This is a genomic window from Sphingomonas sp. SUN019 (assembly GCF_024758705.1).
In the GTDB taxonomy this organism is placed as follows: domain Bacteria; phylum Pseudomonadota; class Alphaproteobacteria; order Sphingomonadales; family Sphingomonadaceae; genus Sphingomonas.
Window position 1 is genome coordinate 1,738,747 of sequence record NZ_CP096971.1, and the last position, 24,830, is coordinate 1,763,576.

The window sequence follows — 24,830 nt, forward strand, 5'->3', positions numbered from 1 at the left end:
GTCGGGGGGTTGAGTTAGCGTGGCATCCAGTTGTTTCGCCGATCACCTCGGCGATTTCGTTGCCCTGACGCCAACAGAACGCGATGCGATCCATCGACTGGAAGAGCGCGAACGCATCTTGCGCCGGACCGGCATCCTCGTGCGCGAAAACGACAGGGCCGGCGAACTCTTCATCCTGAAACGCGGGATGATGATGAGCTACGTGCTGCTCGACGACGGCAGCCGCCAGATCCTGCGCTTCCTGTTTCCCGGCGACATGATGGGCGTCGCATCGATCGCCTATGCGCTGTCGCCCGAAACGATCGTCGCGCTGACCGACTGCACCGTCTGCCCGTTCGAATGCGGCGCGCTCGCGCAACTGATGACCGAGCATCCCCGGCTGGGTGCGGCGATCATGGTGCTGCACCAGATGGAGCGGGTGTCGCTGACCGATCGGCTGGTCGGACTCGGCCGCACCTCGGCTAAGGTCCGCGTCGCGTCGCTGCTGCTCGAACTGCGCAATCGGATGCGGCGTTTCGATCCGGAAATCGGCAGCAGTTTCGTGCTCGGTTTAACGCAGGAGGAAATCGGCGATGCCACCGGATTGACCGCGGTCCACGTCAACCGGATGCTGCGCCAGTTGGAGGATGACGGCCTGATCGGGCGCGAAAACGGCCGCGTGCTGTTCCGCGACGAGGTCCGGCTGGCGCGCGCGGCGAACTACGTCGACCGGTTCGAAGGGCTTGATTTGAGCTGGTTGCCCGCGGCGAGGTAGTATGTCAGGCTTCGGCAGTGCCGCACCGCCTCACGCGCGTGAGCGCGTCAAAGAAAGAGTTACGCCTTCTCCAGCGTACATTGCAGCGGGTGCTGGTTCTGCCGCGCGAAGTCGATCACCTGGCTGACCTTGGTTTCCGCCACTTCGTAGCTGAACGTCCCGCACACCCCGACGCCCTTCTGATGGACGTGCAGCATCACGCGTGTCGCGGCCTCCATGTCCATGCGGAAGAAGCGCTGCAGGCACAGGACGACGAACTCCATCGGCGTGTAATCGTCGTTCAGCATCAGCACGCGGTATGGCGTCGGCTGTTTGGTCTTTGCGCGCGTGCGGGTGGCGACACCGACGCCCGGGCCGTCGGGCGGCCCGTCGGGTTCGTCATCTCGGCGCTCGGCCATCAGGATCGTTTGGCGCTGCATAGGGAAGCGCAAATATGGCACGGCGTGCGGTGAGGGCAAGGCCGAACCGCGTGTTTTCGCTGACGAAGAGGAGGCACCTCAACGAAAAAAGGGGGCGACCGTCGCCGGCCGCCCCCTCTTGGTTCGCGAAAATGCGAAGGGTCTGGCTTACGCCGCGACCTTCAGCTTCTCGGCGGCGACCGCAAAGCGGTTCTGGTACGGCTGGACGATCGCGCCGACCAGCTTCAGATAGTTTTCGGTGAACTTGGCGGTTTCCGACGCCATCGCATCCATCGTCTGCTTCGCGATCTCGCTCTGCTTCTGCATGAATTCGGTGGGCGACTTCACGCTCGCCAGGTCACGCAGCGTGGCGTTTGCCTTCTCGACGGTCGTGCGCGCGTAATCGGCGGTGTACTTCGCGATTTCCTGCGCACCGTTGGCGGCGATCTTCGACGATTCGACCATCGCCTCCAGATTGCCCTTGTTGAACGCGTTCATGTCCTCGAACAGCTTCGCGCCCTTCTCCATCGACGCTTTCGCGCGGGTGTTGGCTTCGGCCATCACGGTCTGGGTCTTGTCGGTCATCGTCTTGATCGTATCGGCCATCTTGGTTTCCTTCGTCGCTATGATTTTCGCCGGCTTGGCGGGGGTCGCTTTCACAGCGACAAGTTTCTTCGGTGCCGGGCGAACCGCCTTCACCGATGACGCCGGCTTCTTCGCGACCGGCTTCTTGGCCAGCGCACGCGCCGGCTTGACGGGAACGGCCTTTGCGGCCGACGCAGGCTTGGCCGCAACCGGTGTCGCCACCGGCTTCGGGGCTGACGCTACGACAGGCGCAGGGGCACGTGCAGGCTGGGCCGTCTCGACCTTCGTCGCGATCGGCGTGTCAGCCTTGGCGGGGGCAGGCGTAACGACCGGGGTCGCGGCCTTGACCGGTTCGGCGGTGACTCGTGAATCGGACATTCGTGACGGCTCCGTATTGTTGCACTGCACAATATAAGACGCGCGATTCGATTTCAAGCGTCATTTTTGTGCAATGCAGCAATACAGGTTTACGGTGGGTTTACCGCGCCTTCACATAACTTCCCGGCGCATCTTCGATCGCCTTGAGCGCGCCCGTCCCCGGTATGCGCGCGCCTGCCGCGGACACTGTCTTATCCGAACGATCGCGCAGCCAGCCGATCCAGTCCGGCCACCAGCTTCCCTTCGTTTCGGTCGCGCCAGCGACGAATTCGTCGAGCGACGACGCAGGCGATGCGTTGGTCCAGTACTGGTATTTCCCCGCCGCGGGCGGATTGACCACGCCCGCGATATGCCCTGATCCCGCCAGCACAAACCGCATCGGCCCGCGGAAATGCTCGGTCATCTTCCACACGCTTTCGACCGGCGCGATATGATCCTCGCGCCCCGCCTGCACATAGGAAGGCGTCTCGACTTTCGTCAGGTCGATCGCCACCCCGTTCACCGACAACGCGCCGGGCTGCGCCAGCAGATTGTCGCGATACAGATCGGTCAGGTACGACAGATGCCATTTTGCGGGCAGATTGGTCGTGTCGCCGTTCCAGTGCAGCAGGTCGAACGGGACGTAATCGTTGCCCATCAAATAATTGCTGGTGACGTAGTTCCAGATCAGGTCGCGCCCACGCAGCAGGTTGAACGTCATCGCCATGTACCGCCCGTCGAGAAACCCGTCGGGCGACATTTTCGCCAACATCTTCAACTGTTCGTCATCGATGAAATTAGTCAGCTCGCCAGCGCCCGCGAAATCGACCTGTGCGGTGAAGAACGTCGCGCTCGCCACCTTCGCCGCCTCACCGCCCGCGGCCAGCACCGCCAGCGTCGCGGCCAGCGTCGTCCCGGCCACGCAATAACCGATCGTGTGCACCGCGGGCACGCTCAGCAGGTCGCGAACGGTATCGATCGCCTCGGTCTGCGCGGCGACGTAATCGTCCCACATCACGTCCGCCATCGACGCATCGGCGGACTTCCACGACACCATGAACACCGTGATGCCCTGATCGACGCACCAGCGGATGAAGCTCTTCTCCGGCGTCAGATCCAGGATGTAGAAGCGGTTGATCCACGGCGGAAAGATCACCAGCGGGACGGCCAGCACCGTTTCGGTCGTCGGTGTGTACTGGATCAGTTCGTACAGCGGCGTCCGCTTCACCACCTTGCCCGGCGTGGTCGCCAGATTGCGCCCGACCGCGAACGCATCGTCCGGCGTATGCGTCAATTGCCCGCGCCCGATGTCGGACAGCATATGCTGCAGGCCCTTGAGCAGGTTCTCCCCGCGCGTCGCGATCGTCTTCTCGATCACCTCGGGGTTGGTCAGTGCGAAGTTCGACGGGCTCATCGCGTCGACGAACGCCCGCGTGGCGAAACGCAATTGCTCCTTCTGCTTGGGCTCCACCCCGTCGACCGCCTCGACGCTTTTCAGCATATGGTCGGAAATCAGCTGGTACGACTGCCGGATCAGGTCGAACACCGGCAAGTCACGCCATGCGTCGGCCTTGAAGCGTTTGTCCCTGACTGGCGCCTCGTCCTTCGCCGCGGCGGGATCGAGGAACCGCTGCCACAACGTCAGGCTGTCGCTCCAGAAATCCTGCACCCGCGCGATCGTCGCGGGATCGTTGAACCCCGGCACCACCGGGAAGGAGTTCGCGCCCGGCTGGAGCGCGGTCATCCCCTGCTCCATCATCATCTGCTGCGCGCGCCCCATCACCCACGTCCAATGCTGCATCTCGGCAAGGTCGGGGACGGCGGGAGCTTCGGGCGGCTTGTTCATGTCCGTGCTTTACCTTTCCCGTCATCCCCGCGAAAGCGGGGACCCATCTCCGGCGCGATTTTTCGTTCCCGCCGGAGATGGGTCCCCGCTTTCGCGGGGATGACGGCTAGGCTACAAGCTCTCGCATGACCGACGACTTCTACCGCATCAAACGCCTGCCGCCCTATGTCATCGCCGAAGTGAATGCGATGCGGGCGGCGGCGCGCGCGAGCGGGGAGGACATCATCGACCTCGGCATGGGCAATCCCGACCTGCCCCCGCCCGAACACGTCATCGAAAAACTGGTCGAGGTCGCGCGTAAACCAGACGCGCACGGCTATTCGCAGTCGAAGGGCATTCCGGGCCTCCGCAAGGCCCAGGCGAATTATTACGGCCGCCGGTTCGGGGTCGACCTCGATCCAGAGACCGAAGTCGTCGTGACGATGGGCTCGAAGGAAGGGCTGGCCAGCCTCGCCACCGCGATCACCGCGCCGGGCGACGTCGTGCTCGCGCCCAACCCCAGCTACCCGATCCACACCTTCGGCTTCATCATCGCCGGCGCCACGATCCGCGCGGTCCCGACGACGCCCGACGAGGCGTATTTCGAGAGCCTGGAACGCGCGATGGCGTTCACCGTCCCGCGCCCGTCGGTGCTGGTGATGGGCTATCCGTCGAACCCCACGTCCGAAGTGGTCGACCTCGCCTTCTACGAACGCGTCGTGGAGTTCGCGAAAGAACACGGCCTCTGGATCATCTCCGACCTCGCGTATTCCGAACTTTATTATGACGGAAAACCGACGCCCTCGATCCTGCAGGTGAAGGGCGCAAAGGACGTCGCGGTCGAATTCACGTCGCTCAGCAAGACGTATTCGATGGCCGGGTGGCGGATGGGCTTCGGGGTCGGCAACAAGACGCTGATCGCGGCGATGACGCGGGTGAAGTCGTACCTCGATTACGGCGCTTTCACCCCGATCCAGGCCGCCGCCTGCGCCGCGCTGAACGGCCCGCAGGACATCGTGGCGAAGAACCGCGAACTCTATCACAAGCGCCGCGACGTGCTGGTCGAGAGCTTCGCTCGCGCCGGATGGGATATCCCCAGCCCCCGCGCGTCGATGTTCGCCTGGGCCCCGCTCCCGCCCGCGCTCGCGCATCTGGGTAGCCTCGAATTTTCCAAGCAGTTGCTGACCCACGCCAAGGTCGCGGTCGCGCCGGGCGTCGGTTACGGCGAGAATGGCGAGGGTTTCGTGCGGATCGCGATGGTCGAGAACGAACAACGCCTGCGCCAGGCGGCGCGCAACGTGCGCCGCTATCTGGCCAGTATGGGGGTCAACACGCCAGCCCAGGGCGTTTTGTGATCGGGACACGGAGGGCCGCGACTAGGCGTTCGGCGTAATCGCCGATAGGACGCCGGTTGGGGGGTTTTCGTGATCGGCATCATCAATCCGCTGTATTCGCTGGCCGGCGTGTTCGTCGGCATCCTCGTCGGGCTGACCGGCGTGGGCGGCGGATCGCTGATGACGCCGCTGCTGGTGCTCGTGTTCGGCTTCCACCCCGTGACCGCGGTCGGCACCGATCTGCTCTATGCGTCGGCGACGAAGACCGCCGGGACCGCGGTCCACGGCTGGCGCGGCACGGTAGACTGGCGGGTCGTGCGACGGCTCGCCACGGGCAGCGTCCCCGCCACGCTCTTGACGTTGCTGGCGCTCAGCTATGCGACGAAACGGTCGGAGGATACCGGCAGCACGATCGCCACCGTCCTCGGCGGCGCGTTGATCCTGACCGCCATCGCTATCTTCTTCCGTCAGCGTATCGTCGACGCGCTCGCCCCCAGCTTTCGCACCATCGACGAACGCCGGATCGCCGCGCTGACCGTCCTGCTCGGCGCGATCCTCGGCGTACTGGTGTCGCTGACCTCGGTCGGGGCGGGCGCGCTCGGCATGACCGCGCTGCTCGTCCTCTACCCCCGCCTGCCGATCAGCCGCCTCGTCGGATCGGATATCGCGCACGCCGTCCCGCTGACGCTGATCGCGGGGATCGGCCATTGGTCGATGGGCGGGGTCGATTTCTCGCTGTTGCTGTCGCTGCTGGTCGGATCGATTCCCGGAATCATCATCGGCAGCCTGATCGCCTCGCGGGTGTCGGACAAAGTGCTGACCCCAATCCTCGCGGTGACACTCGCCCTAGTCGGCGCGAAATTGCTGTTCTGATGACCCGCCCCGGCTTCGCCTTCTCCACCCGCTTCCGCGTCCGCTATGCCGAGATCGACGGGCAGAAGGTCGTCTTCAACTCGCGCTATCTCGAATATGCCGACGTCGCGGTAACCGATTTCTGGGAATGGACCGGGATCGGCGCGGCGCTGGGCGCGACGTGGCGTGAGACCGAGTTCCACGTCCGCCGTGCCGAGGTCGATTACCTCAAACCCTTCGTCCTTGGCGACGAGGTGGTCGCCTACGTCCGCGTCGAACGGCTCGGGACCAGCAGCATCACGAAGCGGTTCGAGATGACCAACGCCGCGGGCCACCTGTGCTGTGTGATCGAGATGGTCAGCGTGAACGTCCATTTGCCGACCGGCCGCCCCGTGCCGCTCGACCCAACGGTCCGCGCGTTCCTGAAAATGCTGCCCGGCTGAACGCTATTCCGCCGCCTGCTGGTGCGGCGCATCCTCCGCTACATCGCCCGGCAGCGCCCAGTGCAGGTCCATCTTGCTCAGCACGCGCCCGTCGTGGCTCAGCACTGACACCTGCTGCACCGGGCGATTGTCGCGCACGTCGACCAGGATCGGGAAGGCGGGCACGCCCGTCTCCCAGCGTTCACCCCATTGCCGCAGCGCCACCATCGTCGGCAGCAGCGCATAGCCCTTTTCGGTCAGGCAATAAGCGATCTTGCGGCGATCCTCGGCCAGCGCCTGCCGCTCCATCAGTCCGTGTTCGACGAAGCGCGCCAGCCGGTTGGCCAGGATGTTGCGCGCGATGCCCAGTTCGGACTGGAATTCCTCGAAATGCTTCAGGCCGTTGAACGCGGCGCGCAGGATCAGGAACGACCACCGCTCGCCCATCGATTCGAGTGCGGCCGGCAAGCTGCATTCCCGCAGCGGCTCACGCAATTCACCCATCAACATACCTCTCGCACGCCACTCTACCGCGAAACAGCCGCGGCCTCTGCATAAAATATAAGTAGCCGAATGCAACTCGCAAATGCGAGTTTTCTGTTGCAACTCGCAATCGCAGCATCTAGGTAGCGTTCAGCAACCTAATCCCCGGGAGGTTTCCATGATTCGTTCGATCACCACCGCAATCCTGACGTCCGCCGCCCTGCTCGCCGCTGCCGGCGCGCCTGCGCAGACGCCGTCGACCGGCTATGTCGCGACCCCCGCGGTCGCGCCTGCCAAGACCACGCTGATGACGCGCGACACCGCCTGGAATTTCCGCGACGGCTCGTTCGTCACCACCAATGCGCCGATGCGCGACATGGTCGCGTGTCAGCTCGTCGCGCGCAACGCCGGCCTGCTCACCGGCTTCGTCGCCAACGGCAAGGCCTATGACGCCGCCGCACTTGACCAGTGCAACGCGAAGGCCAAGGTCGCCAAGACCGTGATGGCCAAGGGCGGCACGACCGAACCCAACGCGAACTGATCGCGTGCGCGGGTCCGCCCGCGCCGTCACGAAGCATCCCCTATCCCTCCGCCGGGGCCGCCGGCGGAGGGTTTTTTTGTGTCCGCGGCGCTACGCCGACCAGCCTGGGGGATATTTGTGTTGCACGGCAACACGGTCTCACCCCATCTTGGCCCTGTGCTGAGGCAATACGAACTCGTCGATCGCGTCCTCGACTACGATCCCGACGCCGACGAGGCGATGCTGAACCGCGCCTATGTGTTTTCGGTCAACGCGCACGGCACGCAGAAGCGCGCATCGGGCGATCCCTATTTCAGCCACCCGATCGAGGTTGCGGGCATCCTGACCGACCTGCACCTGGACGACGAAACGATCGCCACCGCGATCCTGCACGATACCGTAGAGGACACCGTCGCCACCCCGGAGGAGATCGAACGCCTGTTCGGTGCGAACATCGCGCGGCTGGTCGACGGCGTGACGAAGCTATCGAAAATCGAGGCGCAGACCGAAAACGAGCGCGCCGCGGAGAACCTCCGCAAATTCCTGCTCGCCATGTCCGACGACATTCGCGTCCTGCTCGTGAAGCTCGCCGATCGCCTCCACAATATGCGCACGCTGCACTTCATCAAATCGGAGGACAAGCGCCGCCGGATCGCGCGCGAGACGATGGATATCTACGCGCCCTTGGCGGAGCGGATCGGCATGTACGAATTCATGAAGGAGATGCAGACGCTCGCCTTCGCGCAACTCGAACCTGAAGCATTCGAATCGATCAATCGCCGCCTCGAACAGCTGAAGACCGGCGGCGGCGGCGACAAGATCGCAAAGATCGGGTCGGGCTTGAAACTCCTTCTCGCCCGCCACGGTATCGACGCCGAAATCTCCGGTCGCGAAAAGCATCCGTACAGCATCTGGCGCAAGATGCAGGAACGCCACATCAGCTTCGAACAGCTGAGCGACATCATGGCGTTCCGCGCGATCGTACCGAACGAGGAGGATTGCTATCGCGCGCTCGGCATCATCCACCAACGCTGGCCGATGGTGCCGGGGCGGTTCAAGGATTACATCTCCACCCCCAAGCGCAACGGCTACCGCTCGCTCCACACCAGCGTGATCCACGCCGAGAACCAGCGCGTCGAAATCCAGATCCGCACCCCCGAACTCCACGCGCAGGCCGAATTCGGGCTCGCCGCGCATTGGGCGTACAAACAGGATCAGAAGATCCGGCCCGAAACGCAGCATAGCTGGATCGCCGATCTGGTCGAGATCCTCGACACCGCCGCCACGCCCGAGGAACTGCTCGAACACACGCGCATGGCGATGTATCAGGATCGCATCTTCGCCTTCACCCCCAAGGGCGAACTGATCCAGCTGCCGAAGGGCGCGACCCCGATCGACTTCGCCTATGCCGTACACACCGATCTCGGCGATCAGGCGGTCGGCGCGAAGGTCAACGGCCGCGTCGTGCCGCTGCGCACCACGATCGAAAACGGCGACCAGGTGCAGGTGCTCCGGTCGAAGGCGCAGACCCCGCAAGCCAATTGGCTGAACTTCGCGATCACAGGCAAGGCGCTGGCCGCGATCCGCCGCCACCTGCGCCATGTCGAGCGCGATCAGACGCTGTCGCTCGGCCGCAACATCTATGACGAGATCGTCACCCGCCTGCCCGCGCAGATCGGCGTCGACGCGCTGGCGCAGGCGCTGAAGAGGCTGAAACTGCCCGATCCGCCCGCGCTGATGACCGCGATCGCCCGACGCACGCTGACCGATGCGCAGGTGATGGAGGCGCTGATGCCCGGCAGCGCGGGGGCCGATGTCGCCCACGCCCCGCCGCAATCCAGCGCGATCTCGATCAAGGGACTTACCCCCGGCGTGGCCTACCAGCTCGCCGATTGCTGCCACGCGGTCCCCGGCGACCGCATCGTGGGCCTGCGCCGCCCCGACGCCTCGATCGAGGTCCACGCGATCGACTGCCGCACGCTAGCCGATTTGGCCGATCGCTCGGATGAGGAAACCGACTGGATCGACGTGCAATGGGGCGACAAGACCGAAGGCGCGACCGCGCGCATCTCGGTCGAGGTGAAGAACGAACCCGGCGCGCTGGGCGTCCTCGCGACGATCATCGGCCAGCACAAGGCCAACATCATTAACCTGCGTCTGGACACGAGGGACACTGGCTTCCACACCAACACGATCGACCTTGAGGTGCACGACGCGCACCAGCTGATGCGCGTGCTGGCGGCCCTGCGCGCAGCGGACGCGGTGAATATGGCGGAACGGATTTAGGCGCGACCGCGCGCAGGTCTGGCGTCTTGGACCTACCTTGGCTTAACCTTGCGCCACCAAACGCCCCAATCAGGACCGCTTTTCGATGTCGACTCACACCGCCCGCCTCGCCGCGCTTCGCGATCAGCTGACCCGCGACCGGCTCGACGGCTTCGTCGTGCCGCTGACCGATGAACATATGAGCGAATATGTCGGCGCCTATGCGCAGCGGCTTGCGTGGCTGACCGGGTTTCAGGGGTCCGCGGGCACCGCAGTGGTGCTGCCCGCCGAAGCTGCGATCTTTACCGACGGGCGCTATACGCTGCAGGTGCGCGAACAGGTGTCGGGCGACGACTGGCAGTTCGTCGGCGTGCCCGAGACGAGCGTCGCGGGCTGGCTCGGCGATCATGCCGAGGACGGGGCGCGCATCGGCTACGACCCGTGGCTCCACACCCGCGCGTGGGTGGCGGAGGCCGAACAAGCGCTGGCGGCGAGGCGCGCGACACTGGTCGCGGTCGACACCAACCCGGTCGATGCGGTGTGGCCCGATCGCCCCGCGCCATCCGACGCGACGCTCAGCGTACAGGACGATGCCAACGCAGGACGCCGCTCCGCCGAGAAGCGCGCCGACGTCGCCGACTGGCTGGCCGAACAGAAGGCCGACGCGGTCGTGCTGTCGGCACTCGATTCGATCGCGTGGTTGCTGAACGTGCGCGGCGGCGACGTCGATCGCACCCCCGTCGCGCTGGCGTACACGGTGGTCAACGCCGACGGCACCGCCGACCTGTTCGTCGCGCCCGAAAAGATGACCCATGCGGTCGCGCAGCACCTCGGCAATGCGGTCCGCGTCCACGACCGCGCCGCTTTCGCGCTAACGCTCGGCCAGTTCGCGGGCAAGCGCATCGCGGTCGACCCCGCGCTGTCGGTCGCCGCGATCCCGCAGGCAATCGAGGCGGGCGGCGGCACCGTCCTGGCTCTTCGCGACCCGACGATCATCCCGAAGGCGACAAAGAATCCCGCCGAGATTGCGGGCCACAGGGCCGCCAGCATCCGCGACGGCGCGGCGCTGACGCGCTTCCTCCGCTGGGTCTCGATCGAAGCGCCCAAGGGCGGCCAGACCGAACTCTCCGCCGCCGCGAAGCTGAACGACTTCCGCCTCGAAACCGGCGTGCTGAAGGACCTGTCGTTCGACGCCATCTCCGCCACCGGCCCGCACGGCGCGATCCCGCATTATCACGTCACGGAAGAGTCGAACGCGCCGATCGAACCAGGCCAGCTCTATCTGATCGATTCGGGCGGACAATACGCCGACGGCACCACCGACGTGACCCGCGTCGTACCCATCGGCGCGCCCACGCAGGAGATGCGCGACCGCTTCACCCGCGTGCTGAAGGGGCATATCGCGCTCGCCACCGCCTGCTTCCCATCGGGCACGACCGGGCAGCAGCTCGACGCGCTCGCGCGACTGCCGCTGTGGCAGGCCGGGCTCGATTTCGCGCACGGCACCGGCCACGGGGTCGGCAGCTATCTGTCGGTCCACGAAGGCCCCGCGCGGATCGCCAAGCCCAGCTACCCCGGCGGCGGCCCGCAGGAACCGCTGCGCGCGGGCATGATCCTGTCCAACGAACCCGGTTACTACAAGGCGGACGACTACGGCATCCGGATCGAGAATCTGCTGCTGGTCGTCGAGCGTGACATTCCCGGCGGCGAAGCGACAATGCTGGCGTTCGAGACGCTGACGCTCGCCCCGATCGACCGCGATCTGATCGATCCGGCCCTATTGACCACGGACGAGCTTTCGTGGCTCAATGCCTATCACGCCAGGGTCGACGCGACGATAGGCCCGGTGCTGGAGGGGGATAATCGCAGATGGCTCACTTCAAGATGCTCGCCCATCGCCTGATCGTCGGCGCTGCATGGACCGCGGTCGGCGTCGCGGCGGTCGGCGGCGCGTATGCGGCGGGCGACGCGGCCTATGCGCTGGGCGGCTTCGTCGGCGCGGGCTGATCGGCTCCCCGAGCCTGAGCCTTCCGTTTTCGCAAGTTGGCTCGCAATTGCGCCGCCAGCCGCGCGGCGCGATCGTCCTTCGGCGCAGGGATTTCGTTCATACCCACGCTATCGCGCACCCGACGCGCCTTGACAATCGCCGCCCAGACGTCTCTTAGGCCGCTTCCGCCGACAGGCGAGTGCTGCCGTAGCTCAGTGGTAGAGCGCATCCTTGGTAAGGCTGAGGTCGTGAGTTCAATCCTCACCGGCAGCACCATTTTTCAATGACTTAGATCGATACCGCCCCTCCCCATCGGGGTTGGGAATCATGGCTCGGAACCAGCCACGGCATCCACTCTCGATGATCCGTGGCGGTCAGCGTCGCGGTCGCGATCGCGCATTCTTGGGTGCAACCGCCCGCGATCCGGCGCGGATCGACACTTAGAACAAAAAACAGTCCTTGCTGTTCCGCAGATCGCTCGTGCGGAGCGTGAACCCCTTTGCTGGCCTGCAGTATCATCCGCCGTCACGGTGTCGGCCGGTGGACTGAGCCAACCCGGCCGATCAGACAGAGACTGTTTTAGCTTGACACCCGTCGGCCAAACTCGAATAAAACAATTCGATTTAAATAAACCGCGTGAACGCGGTGGCGGGTGCGGTGACAGGACCGGGTCCGCGGCGCAGGGAGAGGATCGATGATGGATCGGGGACATATTCGGGCGACTTTGCTTGCGGCGGTATCCGCGGCGGCGATCCTGCCGACCACCGCACTGGCGCAGGCCGCACCTGCCGCCGATGAACAACAGGGATTGCCGCAGGAAGCGGTCGCCGACGACATCGTCGTGACGGGCATCCGCGCATCGCAGGCACGTTCGATCGAGGTGAAGCGCAACGCCGACAGCGTGGTGGAGGCGATCAGCGCGCAGGACATCGGCAAGCTGCCCGACGTCACCATCTCCGATTCGCTGCAGCGTATCGCGGGCGTGCAGATCAGGCGTGAGGCCGGCGAAGGAGGCGCGATCAACATCCGCGGTTTGCCGCAGGTGACGACGCTGATGAATGGCGAACAGTTCCTGGGCGCCAACTCGGTCACGACCGTGCAGCCGAACTTCACCGACATCCCGTCGCAGCTATTTTCCGGCGCGACGGTGTTCAAATCGCCGACCGCCTCGCTGCAACAAGCGGGCCTGTCGGGCACCGTCGACCTGCTGACGCGGCGCCCATTCGACCTGAAGAACGGCCTGACCGTGGCTGGCGCGGTCGAAGCGCAATATGGCGACAAAACGAAGAAGTGGAATCCGTCCGCCAACGGCCTGATCGCGTACAATTCCGGGCGCGTCGGCATCCTAGTGTCGGCGGCGTATAGCGACCTCGACCTGTCGAACAGCTATCGCGGCATCCAGGATTACGGCGTCGCGCTGCGCAACGAGGGCGGCAGCGCCACCAATTCCGGCGACTTCGCGGTCGGCAACAACGGCGTCAGCCGCGGCACCCCGGTCCGCAACGGCGCAGGGCAGATCGTCGGGTTCGACGTGAACGGCGATGGCGATGCGAACGACGCGTTCATCACGCCGCAGTCGCACACCGCCTGGAACAAGATCACCAGCCGCAAGCGTTTCGGCGCGAACGCATCGCTGCAGTTCGAGATCAACGATGCGCTGAAGCTGACCGCCGACGGTTTCTACACGAAGCAGACGCAATATGATCGCACCGCGGGCTTCCAGTTTCAGATGGTCGACTGGCAATCATCGCCGTATCTGCCGACCAGTTCGCGCAACACCGGCGCGGTGGTGGGCGGTTTCGACCTGAACACCGTCCAGACCTATGCCTATGACCTGGCCAATTTCGACAGTTATGCCGAAACGTTCCGCACGAAATCGGAATCGCAGAACTACAATCTGCAGCTCGATTGGGACAATAGTTCGACGCTGAAGGCGACCGTCCGCGGAATCTACGGCAAGGCCAGCCGCAAATCCGATCAGGGCTATCTCCAGTTCAGCCTGACCGACGGATCGCAATGGGGGTATCAGGGAACCGGCAACTACCCGGCGTCGCTCGGCGGCGACGTGCGCTTCAACCCGACCGGCTATCCGGTATATTCGCAAAAGGCGACGGTCGATTACAGCAGCGGCGCGCCGGTCTTCACCTTCCCCCAGGCGTTCCTGGCGCAGGCGGCGGACGTATCGCGCTATGGGTTGAAGACGATCTCGTCTGAGAACAACGTCTATCAGGATGGTGACCTGTGGGCGTTCCGCGGCGATCTGGAATGGAAGCCCAGCGATCAGCTGTCGATCAAGGCGGGTGGCCGCTACGGCGAACGCAGCGTCGAACAGTTCACGTTCGAACGCGTGTCGCCCTTCTACGCCGGAAACACCGACAATTCGGCGAACCCGTCCGCAGGCTGCCTGGTCAAATGGAAGGCGTTCGACGTCAATCTGAACGATCCGAAGTGCAGCGTGCGCGACGCTCAGGGCGTTGCGTACACCGCGGGCTACACCCGGCAGGCGAACGACCCGGTCTTTGCCGGGTTGATCAAGCAGTTCAATCTGCCCGCCGCCGGCACCCCGCCGCTGTTCGTGCTCGATCCAAAGGCGCTCGATAATTCGGAGGCGTTTCAGAACCAATTCTATCCCGGCAGCCGCAACAACGTGAACCCGGCGGATTCGTTCGGGATCAACCTGCGCCAGATCTCGGGCTATGTGCAGGTGAATGGCGAGGGTGAAATCGGCGGTATGCCGATCAAGGCGAATGGCGGCGTCCGCATTGTCAACACCAAATTCTCGGTCCGCCAGAACGTCGTCGGCGCGCCGCAGCCTTATGGTGTGTCCGGGGTGGATGCGGGCGACGTGGTGGTCGACCGCGATTTCACCGACTTCCTGCCGGCCTTCAACGCATCGTTGGACGTGACCGACAAGTTGCGCGTCCGTGCGTCGTTCGCCAAGACGATGACGTTGCTCGATTTCCTGCAATGGGGTGGCGGACTGAACGTCAATTACGCGATCAACACCACGGGGACCGGCACGCCGATCTTCGCCGCGACGGGCGCCAGCGCGCGGGGCAATCCGCAGCTTGACCCGTGGCGCGCGGATAACGTCGAGGCTAGCGTCGAATATTACACCGGCCAATCCAGCCTGATCGCGGTCGGCGCCTATTATCTGTCGGTCGAAAAGTTCATCGAGAATGCGACTGTCATCCGCAACGACATTCCCGACAATGACGGGGTGATCCGCCGCCCGGTGCCGGTCAACACGATCGTTCAGGGCGAAGGCGGGTCGCTGAAGGGCGTCGAGGCGTCGGCGCGGCAGGCGCTGGCCGACTACGGCGTCAACGGCTTCTTCGGCGGGTTCGGCATCGACGCCAATTACACGCTGTCGCTGGGCGACACCGGGCGCACGGACCTGTCCGGGGCGGATCAGCCGTTCGGTGACAACTCGAAGCATCAGGCGAACGCCGCGCTCTGGTACGAACAATATGGGCTGCAGGCGCGCGTGGCGTACAACTACCGGTCGAAGCGGCTGGTGTCGTCGGACTATGCGGGCATCACCGGGCTGGCGCAGTATCAACGCCCGACCAATTATCTCGATGCGTCGATCGCGTTCGACGTGACGCCCAACATCACGATCTATGGCCAGGCGTCGAACCTGACCGCGGAAACCGAACGCTATTACCTGACCTTCCAGGATCAGGTCGCGTGGGAGAATATCTACGAACGGCGCTTCATCGCGGGCGTCCGCGCCAAGTTCTGAACGGTCCCCTACTCCCTCTGCCGTCTCCTCCCTGATGGCAGCGGGACTTTTTTCCGGGACCGGTTTACGCCACGACCGCGCCGGGGACGAAGCATGACCGAACATCAGCACGACGATCAGGACATCGGACGGAACATCCGGCGGATCGTGATCGTCGGCGGCGGCACGGCGGGGTGGATGTCCGCCGCCTATCTGGCGCGCAAGCTGCGCCATCTGCCGATCGCGATCACCGTCGTCGACAGTTCGGCGATCGGAACCGTTGGGGTGGGCGAAGCTACGGTCCCAGCGATCCGCGACTTCTTCGAGGCGGTCGAACTGGGCGAGCCGGAGGTGCTGGCCGCGACCGAAGGGACGATCAAGTACGGCATCCGTTTCGTCGATTGGGCGGGCGCGGGGAAAAGTTTCTTTCACCCCTTCGGCCTGTACGGCGTTCCCGCGCGCGACGTCGCATTTCATCATTACTGGCTGAAACTGCGCGCAGCCGGGCACGAACATCCGCTGTCGCATTATTGCCTTGCGACTCAGCTGGCCGAGCGATCTTTGTTCCTGCCGCCGCCCGACCGCGTGGTGAACGACCTGGGCGTATTCAACTTCGCGGTCCATTTCGACGCATCGAAATTCGCGGCGATGTTGCGCCGTCTGTCGATGGCCAATGGCGTTGCGCATATCGACGCCCGGATCGACCATGTCGAACGCGACGGCGGCCACGGCCGGGTGGTCGCGGTGACCACCGCCGACGGCGGGCGGATCGAGGGCGATCTGTGGATCGATTGTTCGGGCTTCCGCAGCCTGTTGCTCGGCGAAGCGATGGCGGTGCCGTATCGCGACTGGCGGCGGTGGCTGCCGTGCGACCGCGCGATCGCGTTGCCGTGCCGCGCGGCCGGACCGCACAAGCCGATGACCACCGCCACCGCGCGCGCGGCGGGCTGGCAATGGCTTATCCCGCTGCAGCACCGGGTGGGCAACGGCCACGTCTATTGCTCCGAGTTCATCAGCGACGATGAGGCCGAAACGGTGCTGCGCGAGAATGTGGAGGGCGAAGTCCTCGCCGAGCCCAATCGCCTGCGTTTCACCACCGGCCACCGCGAGCGATTCTGGGAAGGAAACGTCGTCGGCATCGGGTTGTCGTCGGGCTTCCTCGAACCGCTGGAATCGACCAGCATCGTCCTGATCCAGTCGGGGCTGGAGCGGCTGGTGAAACTGTTCCCCGACCGCGGCATGGACCCGCGCCTGGCCAAGACCTACAATCAGCAATCGGTCCTGGAGTTCGAGCGCATCCGCGATTTCCTGGTTCTCCATTACGCCGCGAACAAGCGACTCGGCGAGCGGTTCTGGGATGCGATGCGGACGATGGAATTACCCGGCACGTTACAAGGCCGGCTCGACGCATGGCGCGCAGGCGGCGAATTCGTGCGGCATGAATGGGATACGTTTCAGGATCCCAGTTGGCTCAGCATGTATGCGGGGTTCGGCGACCTTCCCGCGCGGCACAGCCCGCTGGCCGATCAGTTCAGTACCGCCGAACTGACCGATACCTTCGACCGGATGCGCGCGGCGATCGGCGCGACGCTGCAACATGCCGAGCCGCACGCCGCCTTCCTCGCCCGCAACCGGTCGCGCGCGGCGTGACGACGCCCCCATGACAACCTTGGCGCATACCCGCGCCGTTGCCGCGATGGCGCTGGGCGGCCTGCTGTTCGGGTTCGACACCGCGGTGATCTCCGGCGTGACCGACGCGCTGCGCGAGAATTTCGCGCTGGGCGCGGCGGGTCTTGGCGCGGCGGTATCGGCGGCGTTGTGGGGCACGTTGGCGGGGGCGATCTTCAGCGGCGCGCCGGGCGACCGCTTCGGGACGCTGCGCGTGCTGCGTGCGATCGGGTTGCTCTACGTGGTGTCGGCTGTCGGCTGTGCGCTGGCCGACAGCCTGACTGCCTTCGCCGCGTTCCGCTTCATCGGCGGCATCGCGATCGGCGCGTCGTCGGTGCTGGTGCCGGTCTATATCGCCGAGATCAGCCCGCCCGCGCGCCGCGGGTTCCTGGTCGGGCTGTTCCAGTTCAACATCGTGCTGGGCATCCTGATCGCCTACGCCAGCAATTTCGCGGTCGGTCAGGTCGCTGCGGCCGAGATCGTGTGGCGCTGGAAACTGGCCGTCGCGGCAGTTCCGGCGATGGCCTTCCTTCTGCTGCTGATCGGCGTACCGCAAAGCCCGCGCTGGCTGCGCGCAGCGGGCCGCGGCGACGAGGCGAGCGCGGCGGCGGCGCGGTTCGGCATCGACGACGCCCCGACCGACGCAGTTGCGACCGGCCATTTACGCTGGGCCTCGCATCGAAAGCCGATCCTGCTGGCGATCTGCCTCGGGCTGTTCAACCAGCTGTCCGGCATCAACGCGATCCTTTATTATCTGAACGACATTTTCGCGGCGGGCGGGTTCGTTGGGCTATCGGCAGACGTGCAGGCGGTGGCGATCGGCGTCGCCAATCTGGTCGCGACGATGGTGGCGATGACGATCATCGACCGCGTCGGACGCAAACCGATGCTGATCGTGGGTGGGGTGGTCACGTCGATCGCGCTGGCGGGCGTAGCGCTGGTTTATACCGGTGCTGCCTCCAGCGCGCTGTTGTTGCCGTTGCTGATCCTGTTCATCGTCGCCTTCGCCATGTCGCAGGGCGCGGTTATCTGGGTCTATCTGAGCGAAATCTTCCCCACCGACGTGCGCGCGAAGGGGCAGGCGATCGGCAGCGCGACGCACTGGGTGGCGAATGCGGTCCTCTCGTTCGCCTTTCCCGTGCTGGCGCAGGCGGACCGCGCGCTGCCCTTCTGGGTATTCGCCGCGGCGATGCTGCTGCAGGCGGTGCTCGTCGCACGCTGGTTTCCCGAAACGAAACGACGGTCGCTGGAATCGATCAGCGGCGGGCTTGCAAACGATCAGCATGCGCGGGCCGGCGCGTGACCGGCGGTCGGATGACACGAGGCCCACGCCCACTTCCGCAATTTTCCTTGCCGATAGCTATTCGTAAAATGATTGCCGTAAGCTATCGATCGGCGATGGTTGGGAGCGACGGATTGAAGATCGGCAGCAAACACTTGGTGCCCAACCACACAAGCGGTCACGCAGCATGATCCGCGCCCGCCAGTCGCCGCGACTCGTCGGCGCGAACATCGAACATGCCGGGCAACACAATCAGCGCGTCGTGTTGCACGCGATCCGCGTCAATGGCCCCGTGACGCGCGCGGACCTGGCCGATGTCACCGGCCTTACCCCGGCGACCGTGACCAACATAACCAACCGCCTGCTCGAATCGGGATTGCTCGACCGTGCTGGTCAGCGTCGTGGCGGGCGCGGGCAACCGGCGACACGCCTGGTAGTCAATCCGAACGGTGCGTTTTCGGTCGGGGTGAATATCGACCGCGATCATCTGACGATGGTCGCGGTCGATTTCGGCGGCGCAGTGCGCGCGCGGATCGGCCGCGAGATGGCGTTTCCCATGCCGGAGGACGTGCGCGCCTTCTACACCGGGGAAATCGACGCATTGCTTGCCCAGGCGGGAATGCCGCGGTCGGCCGTCACGGGGATCGGTGTGGCGCTGCCGGACGATCTGGGCGCTGTCGATCTGCCGGGACGCCCGGCCGACTACGAACGCTGGTCCGCAACCCGGCTGGAGGAACTGTTCGCCGCCCCGCTGAACGTGCCGATCCTGGTCGAGAACGACGCCGCCGCCGCGGCGATCGGCGAAATGCAGTTCGGCCTCGGCCAGCATTATTCCAGCTTCTTCTATCTGCTGGCGACGTTCGGCCTGGGCGGCGGAGTGGTGGTCCACTCACTCTACGATCGCGGCGCCGACGGGCGCAGTGGAGAGATCGGCTTCATGATCGTCGACGATGGCCGTGGCGGCATGACGCAATTGCAGAACATCCTCTCGCTGGCCGGCCTGGCGCGCGAGTTCGATCTGGCGGGCCTGTCCGGCGAGAGCGTCCGCGCGCCCGACGTGACCAAGGCGCCAGTCGCGCGGGTCATCCAGAATTGGGTGGAGCGCGCGGCGCAGGCGCTGGTGCAGCCGATGATCGCGGTCAACTGCCTGCTGAACCCGGAGGTCGTGCTAGTCGGCGGGCGGCTGCCGATCGCCCTGATCGAACAGATTGCGCACCGCACCAACACATTGGTCCGGATGCACGGTAGGCACGCGCCCGCGATCGCGCCGATCCGCGCAGCCGCGCTGGCGGAGGACGCCGCCGCCGTCGGTGCAGCATTGCTGCCGTTCGGCGAGTTATTGCTGCCAGCGGATGCGGGCGCGCTGCGCCGTGAACGGACCGGCGACCCGATACACCATCACGCCGCAATTTAATAAATCAATTTTCCTTTTTGGCTTGCGGTCGAGCATCCCGCCGCCCTATCCCGACTATCGGTCGATCGTCGGTACGGGGAGGAAGATGCGGCAGGAACGGACGCACGCGGTTGAGGACACGGGTCGCCGTGCGCTGATCGCCGGGGTCGAACTCGGCGGCACCAAGTGCATCTGCGTTCGCGCGACGGCCGATGGCGATATCGTCGATCAATCGATCATCCCCACGACCAATCCGGCAGAAACGATCGGCGCGATCGCCGCGACCTTGCGTGGTTGGTGGGACGAAGAACCATTCGTCTCACTGGGCATCGCGTCGTTCGGGCCGCTCGATCTCGATCCGCTCTCGCCTGCTTATGGTCACATCACCACAACCGCGAAGCCCGGCTGGCGCGACGCCGCGGTGCTCGGTCCGATCGCTGCCGACTTCGGCGTGCCCGTCGCATTCGATACCGACGTGAATGGCGCGGCGCTGGCAGAGCTTCGCTGGGGCGCGGCCGCGGGGCTGGATGATTTCGCTTATGTCACCGTCGGCACCGGCGTCGGCGTCGGGCTGATCGTGAACGGCAAACCGACGCGCGGCCTTAGCCATTGCGAAATCGGGCATTTGCACGTGCCGCGGCTCGCCCATAACGATTGGCCAGGCGTGTGTCCCTATCACGGCGGCTGCGTGGAGGGTCTTGCGTCGGGTGGCGCGATCCGGGCGCGGCTGGGCGATGCGCACGTCGGCGCGATCGGAGCTAATCACCCGGTCTGGGACGGCGTCGTGGAGGCGCTGGCGCAGATGGCGCACGCAATGGTGCTGATGACCGGACCGAAGCGTATCCTGATCGGCGGCGGCGTCGCGGCGGGACAGCCGCATTTGTTGCCGCGGATCGAGACGCGATTGCGCGACCTGATCGCGGGTTATGTCGCGCTCCCCTCCCCCGACGCCGACGAAACCTATGTCCGCGCGCCCGGTCTTGGCACCGAAGCCGGGCCGCGCGGGCCGATCGCGCTGGCGCTGGGTGCGCTGGGGATCAATGCGTCGCGCTGATCGCTGCTTCCCGCTTTGGCGCGCGAGGTCCCGCCATCACCGCGAACACGGCCAGCGCCACGCAGCATGTCATCGGCACGACGAACGCCCCGCCCCAGTACAACAACACCGCGCGTCCCGCCTCCTGCAGCGATACGCCGGGCACGTCGTCCAGCGGCATGAACGCCGCCAGCCAGCCGACCGCGCGCGGCGCATCCTACGCGCCCCAGATGCCGTCGCTGTTCAGGAACAGCGCCATCTGCGTTCCGATCGCGACCTCCGCGCCGACATACAGAAAGATCGCCGCCGCCCCCGCCAATGCCCAGCGCGACGCCAGCGCCTCCCGCAACGACGCTGCGATTCCGCCACTGGCGGGCTGGGCGGGCGCAGCCGCGTCGACCATGCGGCGCACCATGATCTTGCCGACGGTTCAAGGCTTGTCGAATTCGACAAATTGATGTCATAATTATTCGAGACGGTTTAGCGCCAAATGGAACAGCGGTCCGTGAGTAACCGCGATCCGTCGGGAGAGAATGGGAATGAGGGCTTTTCGACACCTGACCACGGCGCTGCTCGCCACGGTCGCGGCTCCCGCGCTGGCCGGGGTGCCGGAGGGTGCGGGGCCGTACAACGCTACTTTCCTACCCGGTGGGATCGGGATCGAGCGGCCGTTGCCAAACGCCGACGCGCTCGTGTCGGCGGGTGCCGCTTATTCGATCAGCACTTGGGTGCGGGCAGACGCGCGGCAGACCGGGACCGTCACGCTCGTCGCGCTCGGCACGCCGGATGCGGCCTGTCGCTGCCTGATGCTCGTCGACAGCCGGCTGGCGCTGCGCGATGGGGAACGGACGATCGCGACCGGCCCGGCGATCGCCCGTGATCGCTGGACCCATGTCGCCGCGGTGTCGGATGGGCGGCGGGTGATGCTGTATGTCGATGGTCGTCGCGTCGGCGGGGGTATTGGCGCTAGCAGCGCGGTTGCGCCGACGGTTGCGATTGCGCCTCCGATCAATGGACGCGCGCACTTCGGCGGCACGCTGGTCGGCGCGACGGTGCATGACGATGCGCTGTCGGCGGACGCGGTCGCCGCAGCTTTCCGAGCGCGTCCGGACTTCGATCTTGTCCAACTGTGGCGCGTCGGCGTCGGCTGGGAGTGGCAAAACAAGGCCAATACCGGGCTGTGGCGGCAGCAGGATCCGTGGACACTGCCGCAAAGCAAGACCGCCTACACAGCCCCGGTCGCGAAACCCGTCGTGGCCGCCCCCGCGTTGCAAGTTATCGCGCCGAACCACTGGCAGGTGAATGGCTGGACGCTCGCCGCTGCCCCCGACGTGAAGGGCGATGGCGCGACGCTTTCGCGCCCCGGCGTGTCGGGCAAGGCGTGGCGCGCGGCGACCGTGCCGGGGACGGTGCTGCAGACGCTGGTCGACCGCGGCGTCTATCCCGATCCCTATTACGGCCTGAACAATCTGAAGATTCCGGAAAGTCTGGCGCGGCAGGACTATTGGTACCGCACCAGCTTCACCGTCCCGCCGGAGGCCGCGGGCAAGAAGCTGACCCTGGTTTTCGGCGGCGCGAACTATGCCGCCGAAATGTGGGCCAATGGCGCGCGCCTCGGCAACACCACCGGCGCGTTCATCCGCGGGCAGTTCGATTTCGTCCCCGTTGCAGGGGAGAATGTCGTCGCGGTGAAAGTCGCACCGCCGCCGCACCCCGGCATCCCGCACGAACAATCGGTGAAGGGCGGCGTCGGCGAAAACGGCGGGCAGATGGCGATCGACGGCCCGACCTTCGTCGCGGCCGAAGGATGGGACTGGATCCCTGGCATCCGCGACCGCAACACCGGGCTGTGGCGTCCGGTCGAGTTGATCGCTCACGGCGACGTGCGGATCGGCGATCCGCAGGTCGTCACCGACCTGCCGCTACCACGCACCGACCGCGCCGACCTGCACATCATGGTGCCGGTGGAGAACAGTGGCACGGCGAAAAGCGTCACCGTGCGCGTCGCGTTCGAGGGCGTGACGGTCGAAAAGACCGTTACCGCCGCCCCCGGCCGGACCGACGTGCGCTTCACGCCCACCGAGTTCAGCCAGCTCACGATCGCGAAGCCTCGGCTGTGGTGGCCGAACGGATATGGCGACCCGGCGCTCTACGACATCACGTATGAGGTCCGCGACGGCGGGGCGCTGTCCGATACGAAGCGCGACCGATTCGGGATTCGCGAGGTCAGCTACGATCTGTCGCTGTTCGACCGCGCGGGCGCGTTGCGGCGGGTGAACGTCCAGACGACCGATGGCGGCCTGGCCGGTCAGAAGCTGATCGCGGTGAACCACGAGGCGATCAAGCAAAGCCCGCACGGCTGGGCCGAATCGCTGACCCCGGCGGGTGAGACATCGACGGGCGTCACCGCGATCGCCGAGACATTGCCCGAGCCGCATTTGACGATCCGCGTCAACGGCGTGAAGATCGCCGCGCGCGGCGGAAACTGGGGTATGGACGATGCGATGAAGCGCGTCAGCTACGACTGGCTGAAGCCGTTCTTCCGGCTCCAGCGCGAGGCGCACATGAACGTCATCCGTAACTGGATGGGCACCAATACGGAGGAGGAGTTCTACGATCTGGCCGACGAAAACGGCATGATGATCCTGAACGATTTCTGGCAGTCGACACAGAATTTCCAGGTCGAGCCGCAGGATCCGCAACTGTTCCTGGCCAACGCGCGCGACACCATCGCGCGCTACCGCAACCATCCCTCGATCATCCTGTGGTTCGGCCGCAACGAAGGCGTGCCTTACCCCGCGCTGAACGAAGGGCTGGACGATGCGGTGTTCGACCTGGACGGCACGCGCTGGTTCACCGGCAGTTCCAACGTCGTGAACCTGCAGGGGTCCGGGCCGTATAATTACCGCCCGCCGGCGGGATATTTCACCGATCTGGCGAGCGGATTCTCGGTCGAGACGGGCACGCCGTCATTTTCCACAAAGGAATCGATCGAGAGCTACGTCCCGCCTGCCGACCGCTGGCCGCTGGGCGACACGCTCGCCTATCACGACTGGCATTTCGCCGGGAATGGCGACACGAAGACGTTCATGCAGACGCTATCGACGATGTTCGGCCCCGGCGCCAACTTCGCCGATTTCGAGCGCAAGGCGCAGATGATGAACCTCGAAACGCACAAGGCGATGTACGAGGGATTCCTGGGGCATCTGTGGACGAAGAACAGCGGGCGATTGCTGTGGATGACCCACCCCGCGTGGCCGTCGAATGCGTGGCAAATCTATTCGTGGGACTATGACACGCACGCGGCTTATTACGGTGCGAAGAAGGCCGCCGAGCCGATCCACGTCCAGCTCAACCTGCCCGGCAACGAACTGATCGTACTGAACACGACGCAGGCCGACGCGCGCGGGCTGACCGCCCGCACCCGCGTCGTCGGCCTCGACAATCGCGAGTTGTTTACTCGCGAAGACCGGCTGGATGCGCTGGCCAACCGCGCGACGCCTTTGGCCGCGGTGCCGCTCGACCGGCTGTATGCGACGAACCCGGTGGTGCTGGTCAGCCTGACCCTGGCCGACCGCGCGGGAAGGACCGTGTCGGAGAATTTCTACTGGCGCGGCAGGGATACCGCATCCTATCGCGCGCTGAACGACCTCGCCCCCGTCGCGCTGACCGCGGCCGCCGCTGCGCCGGTGGTCGCAGGCGAGGATCGCAGCATCACCGTCACGCTGTCGAACGGCACGCAGACCCCTGCGCTGAACGCCAAGCTGACGCTGGTCGACGACGCCGGAAAGCGTATTCTCCCCGCTTTCTACAGCGACAATTATGTCGCGCTGCTGCCGGGCGAGAAGAAGACGATCATCGTCCGCTACCCCGCCACCGTGACCGCTGGCCCCAGCCTGACCCTGCGCGGTTGGAACGTACCGGAAACGAAGGTCGCAGTCCGGTGAG

At 65.4% G+C, this 24,830-nt stretch carries 20 protein-coding genes and 1 tRNA gene; 15 read left to right on the forward strand and 6 right to left on the reverse strand.

Annotation, left to right across the window (positions count from 1 at the left end):
* Positions 1-19: 19 nt before the first annotated feature.
* Complete coding sequence (locus M0208_RS08460; protein WP_258891271.1) at positions 20-754, forward strand: Crp/Fnr family transcriptional regulator; 735 nt, start codon at positions 20-22, stop codon at positions 752-754.
* A 59-nt stretch (positions 755-813) separates the two neighbouring features.
* Here the strand turns inward: M0208_RS08460 and clpS are convergent, their stop codons facing one another.
* The 3 genes from clpS to M0208_RS08475 all read right to left on the reverse strand — a co-directional run bounded on the left by clpS (position 814) and on the right by M0208_RS08475 (position 3,940).
* Positions 814-1,152: an ATP-dependent Clp protease adapter ClpS gene (gene clpS / locus M0208_RS08465; RefSeq protein WP_258891272.1), complete on the reverse strand. Its 339-nt coding sequence runs from the start codon at positions 1,150-1,152 to the stop codon at positions 814-816.
* Positions 1,153-1,320: 168 nt separating this feature from the next.
* Positions 1,321-2,115, reverse strand: a complete 795-nt coding sequence (phaP, locus tag M0208_RS08470) for a phasin family protein (RefSeq protein ID WP_258891273.1) — start codon at positions 2,113-2,115, stop codon at positions 1,321-1,323.
* A 100-nt stretch (positions 2,116-2,215) separates the two neighbouring features.
* Positions 2,216-3,940: an alpha/beta hydrolase gene (locus tag M0208_RS08475; protein WP_258891274.1), complete on the reverse strand. Its 1,725-nt coding sequence runs from the start codon at positions 3,938-3,940 to the stop codon at positions 2,216-2,218.
* Positions 3,941-4,065: 125 nt separating this feature from the next.
* Here M0208_RS08475 and M0208_RS08480 point away from each other — a divergent pair, with 125 nt between their 5' ends.
* From M0208_RS08480 to M0208_RS08490, 3 genes are all read left to right on the forward strand, one after another.
* Positions 4,066-5,274, forward strand: a complete 1,209-nt coding sequence (locus M0208_RS08480; protein ID WP_258891275.1) for an LL-diaminopimelate aminotransferase — start codon at positions 4,066-4,068, stop codon at positions 5,272-5,274.
* A gap of 78 nt (positions 5,275-5,352) precedes the next feature.
* Positions 5,353-6,126 carry a sulfite exporter TauE/SafE family protein gene (locus tag M0208_RS08485; protein ID WP_258893201.1) on the forward strand — a complete coding sequence of 258 codons (774 nt, stop codon included), beginning with the start codon at positions 5,353-5,355 and terminating at the stop codon, positions 6,124-6,126.
* Positions 6,126-6,548, forward strand: a complete 423-nt coding sequence (locus M0208_RS08490) for a thioesterase family protein (RefSeq protein WP_258891276.1) — start codon at positions 6,126-6,128, stop codon at positions 6,546-6,548. Before M0208_RS08485 ends, M0208_RS08490 begins: the two co-directional genes overlap by 1 nt.
* 3 nt (positions 6,549-6,551) lie before the next feature.
* Here the strand turns inward: M0208_RS08490 and M0208_RS08495 are convergent, their stop codons facing one another.
* Entirely contained in the window at positions 6,552-7,031 is a 480-nt protein-coding gene (locus M0208_RS08495) for a helix-turn-helix domain-containing protein (protein ID WP_258891277.1), read from the reverse strand.
* A 157-nt stretch (positions 7,032-7,188) separates the two neighbouring features.
* On the opposite strand from M0208_RS08495, the gene M0208_RS08500 reads away from it, so the two are divergent.
* The 10 genes from M0208_RS08500 (at position 7,189) to M0208_RS08545 (ending at position 20,903) form a co-directional block, all read left to right on the forward strand.
* Positions 7,189-7,551, forward strand: a complete 363-nt coding sequence (locus M0208_RS08500) for a CC_3452 family protein (protein WP_258891278.1) — start codon at positions 7,189-7,191, stop codon at positions 7,549-7,551.
* 156 nt (positions 7,552-7,707) lie between these two features.
* On the forward strand, positions 7,708-9,816 hold the full coding sequence (locus tag M0208_RS08505) for a bifunctional (p)ppGpp synthetase/guanosine-3',5'-bis(diphosphate) 3'-pyrophosphohydrolase (RefSeq protein ID WP_258891279.1): 2,109 nt from the start codon (positions 7,708-7,710) through the stop codon (positions 9,814-9,816).
* Positions 9,817-9,901: 85 nt separating this feature from the next.
* Positions 9,902-11,698, forward strand: coding sequence for an aminopeptidase P family protein (locus M0208_RS08510; protein ID WP_258891280.1), 1,797 nt, complete (start codon positions 9,902-9,904; stop codon positions 11,696-11,698).
* Positions 11,665-11,802, forward strand: a complete 138-nt coding sequence (locus M0208_RS08515) for a hypothetical protein (RefSeq protein ID WP_258891281.1) — start codon at positions 11,665-11,667, stop codon at positions 11,800-11,802. The genes M0208_RS08510 and M0208_RS08515 overlap by 34 nt, the downstream gene beginning before the upstream one ends.
* Positions 11,803-11,983: 181 nt before the next feature.
* Positions 11,984-12,058, forward strand: a tRNA-Thr gene (locus M0208_RS08520).
* Positions 12,059-12,476: 418 nt separating this feature from the next.
* Positions 12,477-15,527, forward strand: a complete 3,051-nt coding sequence (locus M0208_RS08525) for a TonB-dependent receptor (RefSeq protein ID WP_258891282.1) — start codon at positions 12,477-12,479, stop codon at positions 15,525-15,527.
* Between the two features lie 93 nt (positions 15,528-15,620).
* Positions 15,621-17,156 carry a tryptophan halogenase family protein gene (locus M0208_RS08530; protein WP_258891283.1) on the forward strand — a complete coding sequence of 512 codons (1,536 nt, stop codon included), beginning with the start codon at positions 15,621-15,623 and terminating at the stop codon, positions 17,154-17,156.
* 10 nt (positions 17,157-17,166) lie between these two features.
* On the forward strand, positions 17,167-18,477 hold the full coding sequence (locus M0208_RS08535) for a sugar porter family MFS transporter (protein WP_258891284.1): 1,311 nt from the start codon (positions 17,167-17,169) through the stop codon (positions 18,475-18,477).
* A gap of 166 nt (positions 18,478-18,643) precedes the next feature.
* A complete protein-coding gene (locus M0208_RS08540; protein ID WP_258891285.1) occupies positions 18,644-19,870 on the forward strand; it encodes an ROK family transcriptional regulator in 1,227 nt (408 codons plus the stop codon).
* A gap of 85 nt (positions 19,871-19,955) precedes the next feature.
* The gene (locus M0208_RS08545; RefSeq protein WP_258893202.1) at positions 19,956-20,903 is read left to right on the forward strand and encodes an ROK family protein; all 948 of its coding nucleotides are present in this window, start codon (positions 19,956-19,958) and stop codon (positions 20,901-20,903) included.
* On the opposite strand, the gene M0208_RS08550 is transcribed toward M0208_RS08545, so the two are convergent.
* Together M0208_RS08550 and M0208_RS08555 are read right to left on the reverse strand one after the other, a co-directional pair.
* A complete protein-coding gene (locus M0208_RS08550) occupies positions 20,887-21,063 on the reverse strand; it encodes a hypothetical protein (RefSeq protein WP_258891286.1) in 177 nt (58 codons plus the stop codon). The two genes, M0208_RS08545 and M0208_RS08550, sit on opposite strands and share 17 nt — an antisense overlap.
* A 36-nt stretch (positions 21,064-21,099) precedes the next feature.
* A complete protein-coding gene (locus tag M0208_RS08555; protein WP_258891287.1) occupies positions 21,100-21,285 on the reverse strand; it encodes a hypothetical protein in 186 nt (61 codons plus the stop codon).
* Between the two features lie 136 nt (positions 21,286-21,421).
* On the opposite strand from M0208_RS08555, the gene M0208_RS08560 reads away from it, so the two are divergent.
* Positions 21,422-24,829, forward strand: coding sequence for a glycosyl hydrolase 2 galactose-binding domain-containing protein (locus M0208_RS08560; protein ID WP_258891288.1), 3,408 nt, complete (start codon positions 21,422-21,424; stop codon positions 24,827-24,829).
* The last annotated feature ends 1 nt before the right edge of the window (position 24,830 follow it).

Excerpts from the sequence above, each read along its gene's own strand:
- M0208_RS08510 (WP_258891280.1), top strand. The coding sequence starts at position 9,902 with ATGTCGACTCACACCGCCCGCCTCGCCGCGCTTCGCGATCAGCTGACC.
- M0208_RS08480 (WP_258891275.1), top strand. The coding sequence starts at position 4,066 with ATGACCGACGACTTCTACCGCATCAAACGCCTGCCGCCCTATGTCATC.
- M0208_RS08525 (WP_258891282.1), top strand. The coding sequence starts at position 12,477 with ATGATGGATCGGGGACATATTCGGGCGACTTTGCTTGCGGCGGTATCC.
- M0208_RS08490 (WP_258891276.1), top strand. The coding sequence starts at position 6,126 with ATGACCCGCCCCGGCTTCGCCTTCTCCACCCGCTTCCGCGTCCGCTAT.
- M0208_RS08550 (WP_258891286.1), bottom strand. The coding sequence starts at position 21,063 with ATGCCGCTGGACGACGTGCCCGGCGTATCGCTGCAGGAGGCGGGACGC.
- M0208_RS08530 (WP_258891283.1), top strand. The coding sequence starts at position 15,621 with ATGACCGAACATCAGCACGACGATCAGGACATCGGACGGAACATCCGG.
- M0208_RS08540 (WP_258891285.1), top strand. The coding sequence starts at position 18,644 with ATGATCCGCGCCCGCCAGTCGCCGCGACTCGTCGGCGCGAACATCGAA.
- phaP (WP_258891273.1), bottom strand. The coding sequence starts at position 2,115 with ATGTCCGATTCACGAGTCACCGCCGAACCGGTCAAGGCCGCGACCCCG.
- M0208_RS08545 (WP_258893202.1), top strand. The coding sequence starts at position 19,956 with ATGCGGCAGGAACGGACGCACGCGGTTGAGGACACGGGTCGCCGTGCG.
- clpS (WP_258891272.1), bottom strand. The coding sequence starts at position 1,152 with ATGGCCGAGCGCCGAGATGACGAACCCGACGGGCCGCCCGACGGCCCG.
- M0208_RS08560 (WP_258891288.1), top strand. The coding sequence starts at position 21,422 with ATGAGGGCTTTTCGACACCTGACCACGGCGCTGCTCGCCACGGTCGCG.
- M0208_RS08500 (WP_258891278.1), top strand. The coding sequence starts at position 7,189 with ATGATTCGTTCGATCACCACCGCAATCCTGACGTCCGCCGCCCTGCTC.
- M0208_RS08535 (WP_258891284.1), top strand. The coding sequence starts at position 17,167 with ATGACAACCTTGGCGCATACCCGCGCCGTTGCCGCGATGGCGCTGGGC.
- M0208_RS08515 (WP_258891281.1), top strand. The coding sequence starts at position 11,665 with ATGGCTCACTTCAAGATGCTCGCCCATCGCCTGATCGTCGGCGCTGCA.
- M0208_RS08475 (WP_258891274.1), bottom strand. The coding sequence starts at position 3,940 with ATGAACAAGCCGCCCGAAGCTCCCGCCGTCCCCGACCTTGCCGAGATG.
- M0208_RS08555 (WP_258891287.1), bottom strand. The coding sequence starts at position 21,285 with ATGGTCGACGCGGCTGCGCCCGCCCAGCCCGCCAGTGGCGGAATCGCA.
- M0208_RS08495 (WP_258891277.1), bottom strand. The coding sequence starts at position 7,031 with ATGGGTGAATTGCGTGAGCCGCTGCGGGAATGCAGCTTGCCGGCCGCA.